The organism is Pseudomonadota bacterium (genome assembly GCA_016719885.1).
Taxonomy (GTDB): Bacteria; Pseudomonadota; Gammaproteobacteria.
This window is the reverse complement of sequence record JADJYF010000025.1, coordinates 1-10753: the sequence shown is the minus strand read 5'-3', so window position 1 is coordinate 10753 and position 10753 is coordinate 1. Positions and strand designations below refer to the sequence as shown.

The window sequence follows — 10753 nt, the reverse complement described above, 5'->3', positions numbered from 1 at the left end:
CGCGCCCAAGGTGTTCCGCGACAAGGTGCTGATCGGCATTGGCGGCACCGAGCACGAAGCGGCGCGCGGCTACGTGATTGCCTACGGACATCGACACCGGCAAGCAGGCGTGGCGCTTCTACGTGGTGCCCCGGCAATCCCGCCGACGGCTTCGAGGATAAAGGGAAATTGGCGGCCAAGATCTGGACCGGCGAGGTAAGCACGGCGGCGGCGCAACGTGGAATGGCATCACCTACGACGCCGAGTTCAACCAGGTGTTGCTCGGCACTGGCAATGGTCGCCGTGGAACCAGAAGATCAGAAGTCCTGGCGGTGGCGACAACCTGTTCCTGTGTTCCATCGTCGCGCTCGACGCCGACACCGGCGAGTACAAGTGGCACTACCAGACCACGCCCGGTGAAACCTGGGACTACAAGTCGAGCATGGACATCGTGCTGGCCGACATCAAGTACGGCGGCCAGCCGATCAAGGCGCTGCTGCACGCGCCCAAGAACGGCTTCTTCTACATCATCAACCGCGCCAACGGCGAGCTGCTGTCAGCGGAGAAATTCGGCAAGGTTACGTGGGCGGAGAAGGTCGATCTCAAGACCGGGCGCCCGGTGGAAGTGAAGGGCGCGCGTTACGAGGACGGCGAGGAAATGGTGTGGCCGAGCCCGATAGGCGCGCATAGCTGGCACCCGATGTCCTACAACCCCGGTACCACCCGACCATCGAGATGGCTGGCGTGTTCAACGACAAGGGTATCGATCCGACGAAGTGGCAGTCACCGCATTTCAGCATCGACACGGGCGTGCATTTTGGCACCGACGACGTACCCGCGGCGACTGGAGTCGTCCTCGTTGCTGGCCTGGGACCCGTCAATCAAAAGCAGGTCGGTAAGAAGACCCTGCCACCCAACTGAAACCCCGGCACCATGACCACCGCCGGCAACCTGGTGTTCGAAGGGCGCGCCGACGGCTTGTTCGTCGCCTACAACGCCACCACTGGCGACGAACTGTGGAAGGTGAACGTCGGCTCCGGCATCACCGCAGCGCCCATCACCTACACGGTCGACGGCAAGCAGCAGGTGGCGCTGATGGTGGGTTGGGGCGGTTCGGCGCTGTTGACCGGCACGCTGGCCGGGCAGCACGGCTGGAAATACAAGGTGCATCCGCGACGGGTGATCACGTTCAGCCTCGACGGCAAGCTGCCCATGCCGCCGTCGCCGCCACCGGCCTTCGCGCAGCCCATCGATGTGCGGGACTTTGAGGTCGACGACCAACTCGCCGCCGCCGGCCAGGCGTCTGTGTCAGCACCTGCGTCAATGCCATGGCAGCGGCGTGGTATCGGGTGGCACGGCGCCGGACCTGCGTGAATCGCCGATCCCGACCAGTCACGAGGCCTTGAAGTCGGTGGGTAGTAGCGGTAACGCGCGGCTCGCCAACGGCATCAGGCGGCAGCTGCGTCTACCACTTATCTGCTTGATATCTAAGGCCACCACTAGCGTTTTTGTGGGGAGCCGTCAGATTCGCACCTACACGGCAGCGCCCGCCGGCGAAGAGACAGACCGTGTAGGTGCGATTTCAATCGCACATTGAAAGGGCCGGCGGCGGCGTGGAAGCAGCGTGGTCGGAAGTGGAAACTGCGAGCGCCGCCGTATGGCCCAGCGCGGCGAGCGGCGGACCTTGTAGGTGCGGTTTCGAAACCACGAATGGCGAGTGGCGAGAAGCACGCCTGCCTTGGCCCGCGCCGCCCGATGCAAGTGCGTGGACCGTGAATGTTTCTGCTTCGCCTGTCGCCACTGACGACACTCAAAATTTTATGAAAATTTAGCGCCCGCCGGGTGAATCTTGCGCGCTAATTTGCGGGCCAGCCCCTAGAGTATCTCCATTCGTCACCCACGGGAGTGCCGAGATGGATTGGTTATCTCTGTTGATAGTTGGCCTGCTGAGCGCGGCGCCGATCGGATTCGCGCATGTGTGCGCGCGACTCGAGCGGCGCTCATGAGCGCCCTGCACCTCGTGGCCGGCTTCCTCGCCGTGCTGTTGCTCGTCTACCTCGTCGCCGCCCTGCTCAAGCCCGAGGACTTCCTGTGAATGCCCACGCCTGGCTGCTGTTGGGTTTGTACCTCACCACCCTGCTGGCCGCCGCCGTGCCGCTCGGCAGTTACCTTGCACGCGTACTGGACGGCGAATCGTCGTTCGCGCTGCGCATTGGCCGGCCGCTGGAAATGCTCATCTATCGCTTGAGCGCTGTGCGTGCGGACGAGCAGATGGGCTGGGTGCGCTATGCGCTGGCCATTGTGCTGTTCAACGCGGTGGGCGTGGTGGCGCTCTATGCCCTGCAACGCCTGCAGGCACACCTGCCGCTCAATCTTGAGGCATTGCCGGCCGTGAGTGCCGATTCGTCCTTCAATACCGCCGTCAGCTTCGTGACGAACACCAACTGGCAGGGCTATGGCGGCGAAGCGACCATGAGTTACCTGACGCAGATGGTCGGCCTGGCGGTGCAGAACTTTCTGTCCGCGGCGACCGGTATCGTGGTCGCCATCGCGCTCATTCGCGGCTTCGCGCGGCGCAGCAGTGCGACCATCGGCAACGCCTGGGTGGACTTGACGCGCGTCACGCTCTACGTGCTGCTGCCCTTGTGCGTGGTCTACGCCGTGTTCCTGGTGAGCCAAGGCGTGGTGCAGAACTTCGCCGCCTATCGCGAAGCGACCACGCTCGACACCACGCAATACACGCGCGCACTGCAGGATGCCGACGGTCAGGCGAGCACAGACGCCAACGGTGATGTGCGCACCGAAACCGTCGAACTGCGCACGCAATCGGTGCCCATGGGGCCGATGGCCTCCCAGGAAGCGATCAAGATGCTGGGCACCAACGGTGGTGGCTTTCTGAACGCGAACTCGGCGCACCCATTCGAGAATCCGACGCCCTTGAGCAATTTCATCCAGATGCTGTCCATTTTTCTCATTCCGGCGGCGCTGTGCCTGTGCTTCGGCATCATGGTGGGTGACAAGCGCCAGGGCTGGGCGGTGCTGGCGGCCATGACGCTGATGTTCGTGGTGATGGCGGTGGCCGCCATCGCTTTCGAGCAACAGGGCAACCCGCTGCTGGCAGGTCTCGGCGTGGAGCATATGGTCGGTAACATGGAAGGCAAGGAAACGCGCTTCGGCATCGCCGACTCCGCATTGTTCGCCACCATCACCACGCTGGCATCCTGCGGCGCCGTCAACGCCATGCACGATTCCTTCACGCCGCTCGGCGGTCTCGTGCCGCTATGGAACATGATGCTCGGCGAAGTGGTGTTCGGCGGGGTCGGCACAGGCCTGTACGGCATGCTGGCGTACGCGGTGATGGCGGTGTTCATCGCCGGCCTCATGATCGGGCGTACGCCCGAATACCTAGGCAAGAAGATCGAGGCCTTCGAAATGAAGATGGTGTCGCTCGCGGTCTTGATCACGCCGCTGGTGGTGTTGGCGGGTACGGCGCTCGCCGTGTCGGTCAGCGCCGGGCCGGCGGGCGTGGCCAACCCGGGCGCCCATGGCTTTTCGGAGATCCTGTACGCCTTCACTTCCGCCGGCAACAACAACGGCAGCGCCTTCGCGGGCCTGTCGGCCAACACGCCGTTCTACAACCTCGCGCTCGGTGTCGCGATGTGGCTGGGGCGTTTCGGTGTCATCGTGCCGGTGTTGGCGATGGCCGGCGCTCTGGCCGCCAAGAAGCGTCTCGCGGCAAGCGCCGGCACCATGCCGACCCACGGGCCCCTGTTCGTGGTGCTGCTGATCGGGACGGTGGTGCTGATCGGCGCGCTGAACTACGTGCCGGCGCTGGCCCTCGGGCCGGTGGTCGAACATTTGATGTTGTGGGCCAAGCCCTGAGCCGAGGAGAAGGACCATGTCTCGTCGCAACCTCGCGCTGTTTGAGCCGACGCTCATCAGGCCGGCGCTGCTAGACGCCTTGCGCAAGCTCAACCCAGCGGTGCAGTGGCGCAATCCGGTGATGTTCGTGGTGTATGCCGGCAGCCTGCTGACCAGCCTGTTGTGGTTGCAGGCGCTTGTCGGTCGCGGCGAGACATCGAGCGGCTTCATATTCGCAATCGGTATCTGGCTGTGGTTCACGGTGCTGTTCGCCAACTTCGCCGAGGCGCTGGCCGAGGGGCGCAGCAAAGCGCAGGCGGCGTCGCTGCGCGGTCTCAAGCAGGAGATGACCGCCCGGCGCCTCGTTGAGGCGCGGCGCACGGCACACAGCACGAACGTGCCGGCCACCGATCTGCGCAAAGACGACGTCGTGCTGGTCGAGGCCGGTGAGTCGATACCCGCCGATGGGGAGGTGATCGAAGGCGTGGCGTCGGTCGATGAATCCGCCATCACCGGCGAGTCGGCGCCCGTCATTCGTGAAGCGGGAGGAGATTTTTCTGCGGTGACCGGCGGCACCCGGGTGTTATCGGACTGGCTCATGGTCCGCGTGAGCGTCAACCCGGGCGAGACCTTCGTCGACCGCATGATTGCCATGGTCGAAAGCGCCCGACGCCAGAAGACGCCGAATGAAATCGCGCTCACCATTCTGCTGGTGGCGCTGACCATCGTGTTTCTCGGCGTCACGGTCACGCTGCTGCCGTTCTCGCAGTTCAGCGTCGCGGTCGCGGGCAGCGGACAGGCGGTCAGCATCACGGTGCTGGTGGCGCTGCTGGTGTGCCTGATACCGACCACCATTGCCGGCCTGTTGTCGGCCATCGGCGTGGCGGGCATGAGTCGCATGATGCAAGCCAATGTCATTGCCACTTCCGGTCGCGCGGTGGAAGCGGCCGGTGACGTCGACGTGCTGCTGCTCGACAAGACCGGCACCATCACGCTGGGCAATCGTCAGGCGGCTGCATTCCTGCCGGCCGATGGTGTCAGCGAGCAACGCCTGGCGGACGCCGCGCAGCTCGGTTCACTTGCCGACGAAACGCCGGAAGGGCGCAGCGTGGTGGTGCTGGCCAAGCAGCGCTACGCATTGCGGGAGCGTGACATCACGGCGCTCGGCGCCCAGTTCATCCATTTCTCGGCGCACACGCGCATGAGCGGCGTGGATCTCGACGGCCGCCAGATCCGTAAAGGATCCTGGACGCCATTCGCCGCCACGTCGATGAGCTCGGCGGCGTGTTCCCGCCTCGGTGCTTGACAGCGCCGAGGCGTGGCGCGCCGCGGCGGCACGCCCCTGGTGGTGGCGGAGAATGCCCAGGTGCTGGGCGTGGTTGAACTGAAAGACATCGTCAAGGGTGGCATCAAGTCGCGCTTCGCCGAGCTGCGGCGCATGGGCATCCGCACCATCATGATCACCGGTGACAATCGACTGACGGCGGCGGCCATCGCCGCCGAGGCGGGCGTAGACGATTTCCTCGCCGAGGCGACGCCGGAGGCCAAGCTCGCTCTGATCCGGCAACACCAGGCCGAGGGCCGCCTGGTGGCGATGACGGGCGACGGCACCAACGACGCGCCGGCGCTGGCGCAGGCCGACGTCGCGGTGGCCATGAATACCGGCACGCAGGCGGCCAAGGAGGCCGGCAACATGGTCGATCTCGATTCCAACCCGACCAAGCTCATCGAAGTGGTCGAGACCGGCAAGCAGATGCTGATGACACGTGGTGCGCTCACCACGTTCAGTGTCGCGAATGACGTCGCTAAATATTTCGCGATCATTCCGGCCGCCTTCGTCACCACCTACCCGCAGCTCGCCGCGCTGAACGTCATGCAGCTCGCGAGCCCGGCTTCGGCCATCCTGTCGGCCGTGATCTTCAACGCCCTGATCATCATGGGGCTGATCCCGCTGGCGCTGCGCGGTGTGAAATACGAGCCGCGCGGCGCGGCGATACTGCTGCGACGCAATCTCGCCGTCTATGGCCTGGGCGGCATCGTGGCGCCGTTCGTCGGCATCAAGTTGATAGATGTCCTGATCGCGGTAAGCGGTCTGGCCTGAAGGAGGCAGCTTCCATGAAAACCTTGTGGCGTCCGGCGATGAGCTTGTTCGTGATGTTGAGCGTGGTGACCGGCGCCGCCTATCCGATGCTGGTGACGGTGATTGCTCAAGCGCTGTTTCCGCGTGAAGCCGAGGGCAGTCTGCTGACAAGCGATGGCACCCTGGTCGGCTCCGAGTCTGATCGGCCAGAATTTCACTGACCCGAAATTCTTCTGGGGCCGACCATCGGCGACCGGCGGGTGGCCGAACAACGGCCTGGCCTCGGGCGGTTCCAACCAGGGGCCGCTCAATCCCGCCCTGCTCGAGGCCGTGCAGGGGCGCATCGCGGCGCTCAGGCAAGCCGATCCGGAACAGCTGGCGGCCATTCCGCTCGACCTCGTCACGGCGTCGGGCAGCGGTCTCGATCCGCATATCAGCCCGGCGGCGGCGCATTTCCAGGCACCGCGCGTAGCGCGTCTGCGTGGCATGAGCGTGGATTCCGTCCAGCACCTGGTTGCCCAGCATACCGAGCAGCGCCATTGGGGCGTGCTCGGCGAGCAACGGGTCAACGTACTGGAACTCAACCTGGCGCTCGAAGCGCGGTGACGGAGCTCGCTACACTTCTACCGCCATGCCGGTGATGCCAAACATTCAAAGTTGCGCTCGAGCTGCGCCCGGCGCGCCGACGATGGGCGGACTGCTACGCGCGCGCCTGATCTGACAGACATGTCGACGCCACCATCCCGTCCCGACCCCGACGCCCTGCTGGCGGCCATCCGTGCTGACGAGCAACGCGGGGAGCGCGGTCGTCTGAAGCTGTTCTTCGGCGCCAGTCCCGGCGTCGGCAAGACCTACGCCATGCTGAAAGCCGCGCAGGCCATGAAGGCGCAGGGTGTGGACGTGGTGGTGGGCGTGGTCGAGACCCACGGCCGCGCCGAGACGGCTGCATTGCTGGAAGGCCTGGAGGTGCTTCCCCCGCGCGTGGTCCAGTATCGCGACCAGGTATTGAGTGACTTCGATCTCGACGCCGCGCTGACACGCCATCCCGATCTGCTGCTGGTCGATGAACTGGCGCATTCCAATGCCCCCGGCGGCCGGCATCCGAAACGCTGGCAGGATGTCGACGACCTGCTCGGCGCCGGTATCGATGTCTATTCGACCGTCAATGTGCAGCACCTCGAGAGTCTCAACAACGTGGTCGGGGGCATCACCGGCACACGGGTGTGGGAAACCGTGCCCGACAGCAGCTTCGACGCTGCCAACGAGGTGGTGCTGGTCGATCTACCCCACGAAGAACTGCTGGCGCGTCTCAAGGAAGGCAAGGTCTACGTTCCCGAGCAGGCCGAGCGCGCCATGCAGAATTTCTTTCGCAAGGGCAATCTGCTCGCGCTGCGCGAACTGGCCCTGCGACGCACCGCCGACCGCGTCGACAGCGACGTGCTCGCCTATCGCCGTGAACAATCCGTCAGCTCGGTATGGCGCACTCAGGATTCCATCCTGCTGTGCGTGGGCGCCGGTGCCGGTCATGAACGCCTGATTCGCAGCGCGGCGCGCATGGCCGCGCAGAACCACGTGCCCTGGCATGCGGTGCACGTCGAGACGCCGCGGCTGCAGCGTCTGCCCGCCGCGCAACGCGCGCGCGTCGTGCAGACCCTGAAGATGGCCCATGACCTGGGGGCGGTGACCGCCAACCTGGCCGCCACCGACGCCGTGGCCGCGGCCTGCGCCTACGCGCGTGAGCACAATCTCGGCCGCGTACTCGTCGGGCGCGACAGCGAGAAACGCTGGCCATGGCGCGCGAGTTTCGCCGAGCGCGTGGCGCGCCGGGCGCTCGGATCTCGACGCTACTTTCGGTGGCGAACGACGGACTCGCCCGCGACCGCGATCCGCTCCCTGGCATGGCGTCCTTCGACGATTCGTCGGTCGCGCGATGGCCGGCCTATGTCGGCGCCGGCGCCGCGGTGCTGGTGACCACGATCGCGACCGCGGCTGCGCAGCACCTGCTGGGGCTCACCAACTCGGTGATGCTGCTGCTACTGGCCTCTGTGTTGGCCGCCTATCGCTTCGGGCCGGGACCCGGCACCTTGGCGGCAGTGATGTCGGTGGCGTGTTTCGATTTCTTCTTCGTGCCGCCGCGCCTGTCCTTTTCGATACACGATCTGCACTACGCCGTCACCTTCGTGGTGATGCTGGCGGTGGCCTTGCTGGTCGGACAACTGACCGCGCACCTGCGCTTCGAAGCCACCGTGGCCGGTGAGCGCGAACGACGCATGCGCGCTTTGTTCGAGTTCGCTCGGGACCTGTCTTCGGTGCTGACGCTCGAGCAGATCACCGATCTCGGCAATCGATTCGTCGCGCGCCTGTTCGACGTCGAGGCCGGGCTGTTCCTGCTCGATGACGCTGACAAGCTGGTCGCCGCGCCGGGCATCGCGCTGCCGCCGGCGGCCGACGTATCGATAGCGCAGTGGACCCTGAGTCACAATGCCAACGCCGGGACCACCACCGACACCCTGCCTGCGGCGCCGGCCCTTTACATCCCCTTGAAGGCGCCGATCCGCACGCGCGGCGTGCTGGTGATGGTTCCGAGCCGTCCGCGCTGGCTGCTGAACCCCGAGCAGCGACGCCTGCTCGATACTGCCGCCGCGCTCATCGCCATCGCTCTCGAGCGCTTGCATTTCATCGCCGTCGCCCAGGCCGCCCTGGTGCACATGGAATCGGAACGATTGCGCAATTCGCTGCTGTCGGCACTCTCGCATGATCTGAAAACACCGCTGACGGTGCTCGCCGGCCTCGCCGATTCGATCCATCTCGCCGGTCCGCCATTGTCGAACGCGCAGGCCGACATCGCCGCATCGATACGTGAAGAGGCGCTGCGCACCAGCACCATGGTGATGAACCTGCTGGAAATGGCGCGACTGCAATCTAACAACGTGCGGCTGCAGCGCGAATGGCAGCCTCTCGAGGAAGTGGTGGGCGTCGCGTTGCAGGCACGCGCGGCGATGCTGGCCGAGCACAACGTGCGTGTCAGCCTGCCCGCCGATCTGCCGCTGGTGGAATTCGACACGCTGCTTATGGAACGGGCGTTGTGTAATCTGCTGGAGAACGCCGCCAAGTACACGCCGCCTGGCAGCACCATCGAGATAGCAGCGCGCCACGCCGGTGAGTGGATAGAGATCACCGTCGCCGACAACGGTCCTGGCCTGCCGGCCGGCAGCGAGCAGCGCCTTTTTGAAAAGTTCACGCGCGGGCCGTCCGACAGCCAGGTGGGTGGCATGGGACTGGGCCTGTCGATCGTGCGCGCGGTAGTGGAAGCCCACCACGGCACTGTCGCGGCGGAGAACCGCGCGCAGGGAGGGGCGTGCATCATCCTGCGCCTGCCGGCCGGCTCGCCGCCGGCCCTGCCCCTGGAAGAGCCGTGAGCACGCCGACCGTCAAGGTCGTCCTGGTCGAGGACGAAAAGCAGATCCGGCGCTTCGTGACCATGGCGCTGGAAGCCGAGCACTGCCAGGTCAGCGAGGCGCAGACCGCACGCCAAGGGCTGCTAGAAGTCGGCACGCGCCGTCCCGATCTCGTCATCCTCGACCTGGGATTGCCCGACGGCGACGGCATTGAGGTGGTGAAAGACATCCGTGGTTGGTCGAACGTGCCAATCCTGATCCTGTCAGCGCGACCGCTGGAACAGGATCGCGTCGCGGCGCTGGATGCCGGCGCCGACGACTACCTGACCAAGCCTTTCGGCGTCAGCGAGTTGATGGCGCGCGTGCGTGCGTTGTTACGACGCAGTCGCGGCGCCGCCACCGAGGCTGGGCAGACGCTATGCTTCGGCAGCGTGGAGGTCGACCTCGCGGCACGCGTGGTGAAGCGCGATGACGCCGTCGTCCACCTGACACCGATCGAATATCGCCTGCTGGTGTTGATGCTCGGCAATGCCGGACGGGTCATGACCCATCGCCAGATGTTGCGCGAGGTGTGGGGTCCGTCACATGCGGACGATCACCATTACCTGCGCGTCTACATGACGGCATTGCGCAGAAAGCTGGAAGTCGACCCGACACGTCCACGTCATTTCATCACCGAACCGGGCGTGGGCTATCGATTTTGCGTCGATCCCCTGTAGGTGCGATTTCAATCGCACATTGAAAGGCCCGGCGGACGATTGAAAAAGGGGGTGCGAATGAATTCGCACCTATAGGGTGGCACTCAGCTTCGCGATCGCCGCGCTGAAATCCTGCGCGTATCCGCCTTCGCCGAGCTTGTCCACCACGCCGGCCTTGGCGAGCTTCGCCCGTACCCGTTCATTGGCCTCGCATAGCACCACCAGCACCTTGCGGCCCCGCAGTTCATCCACCGCTTCGAGCGTCTGGATGCCGGTGATGTCCACGAACGGCACACGCCGCATACGGATCACCAGCGCGCGGGGATCGGGTGTGGGTTTGCAGGCGCGTTCGAAATTCTCCACCGCGCCGAAGAACATCGGGCCATCTATCTCGTAGACCAGCACGCCGGGCGGCAGCTCGGCGAGGCCGTTGTCGGCCAGTTCTTCCGCAATTCCTCCGCATCCATCGGCTGGGTGTCGACCACTTCCGACATGCGCCGCAGGAAATGCAGTACCGCCAGGATCACGCCGACATTGACCGCCACCACGAGATCCACGAATACCGTCAACAGGAAGGTGAGACGAGGATCACGCGGTCGGCGGTCGGTGCGCGGCGCAGGATGAACGCGACATGTTTCAACTCGCTCATGTTCCACGCCACCACGAACAGGATGGCGGCAAGCGCCGCGAGCGGGATGCTGGCGGCGAGCGGCGCCAGGAACAGCAGCACCGCGATG

3 protein-coding genes and 5 pseudogenes are annotated in these 10753 nt (G+C 65.2%); 7 read left to right on the top strand and 1 reads right to left on the bottom strand.

Annotated features, from left to right (window positions below; all coding sequences use genetic code 11):
* From IPM80_20670 to kdpE, 7 genes and pseudogenes are all read left to right on the top strand, one after another.
* Window positions 1-916: pseudogene (locus IPM80_20670) on the top strand (PQQ-binding-like beta-propeller repeat protein).
* Window positions 913-1353, top strand: coding sequence for a PQQ-binding-like beta-propeller repeat protein (locus IPM80_20665; GenBank protein MBK8960760.1), 441 nt, complete (start codon window positions 913-915; stop codon window positions 1351-1353). Before IPM80_20670 ends, IPM80_20665 begins: the two are co-directional and overlap by 4 nt.
* 600 nt (window positions 1354-1953) lie before the next feature.
* Entirely contained in the window at window positions 1954-3861 is a 1908-nt protein-coding gene (gene kdpA / locus IPM80_20660) for a potassium-transporting ATPase subunit KdpA (GenBank protein ID MBK8960759.1), read from the top strand.
* 16 nt (window positions 3862-3877) lie between these two features.
* A pseudogene (kdpB, locus tag IPM80_20655) lies at window positions 3878-5941 on the top strand (potassium-transporting ATPase subunit KdpB).
* A 14-nt stretch (window positions 5942-5955) separates the two neighbouring features.
* Window positions 5956-6526 (top strand): annotated as a pseudogene (gene kdpC, locus IPM80_20650) (potassium-transporting ATPase subunit KdpC).
* 120 nt (window positions 6527-6646) lie between these two features.
* Window positions 6647-9339, top strand: a pseudogene (locus IPM80_20645) (DUF4118 domain-containing protein).
* Entirely contained in the window at window positions 9336-10037 is a 702-nt protein-coding gene (gene kdpE / locus IPM80_20640; protein MBK8960758.1) for a two-component system response regulator KdpE, read from the top strand. The pseudogene IPM80_20645 and the gene kdpE overlap by 4 nt, the downstream one beginning before the upstream one ends.
* A 69-nt stretch (window positions 10038-10106) precedes the next feature.
* Here kdpE and IPM80_20635 read toward each other — a convergent pair.
* Window positions 10107-10753 (bottom strand): annotated as a pseudogene (locus IPM80_20635) (STAS domain-containing protein).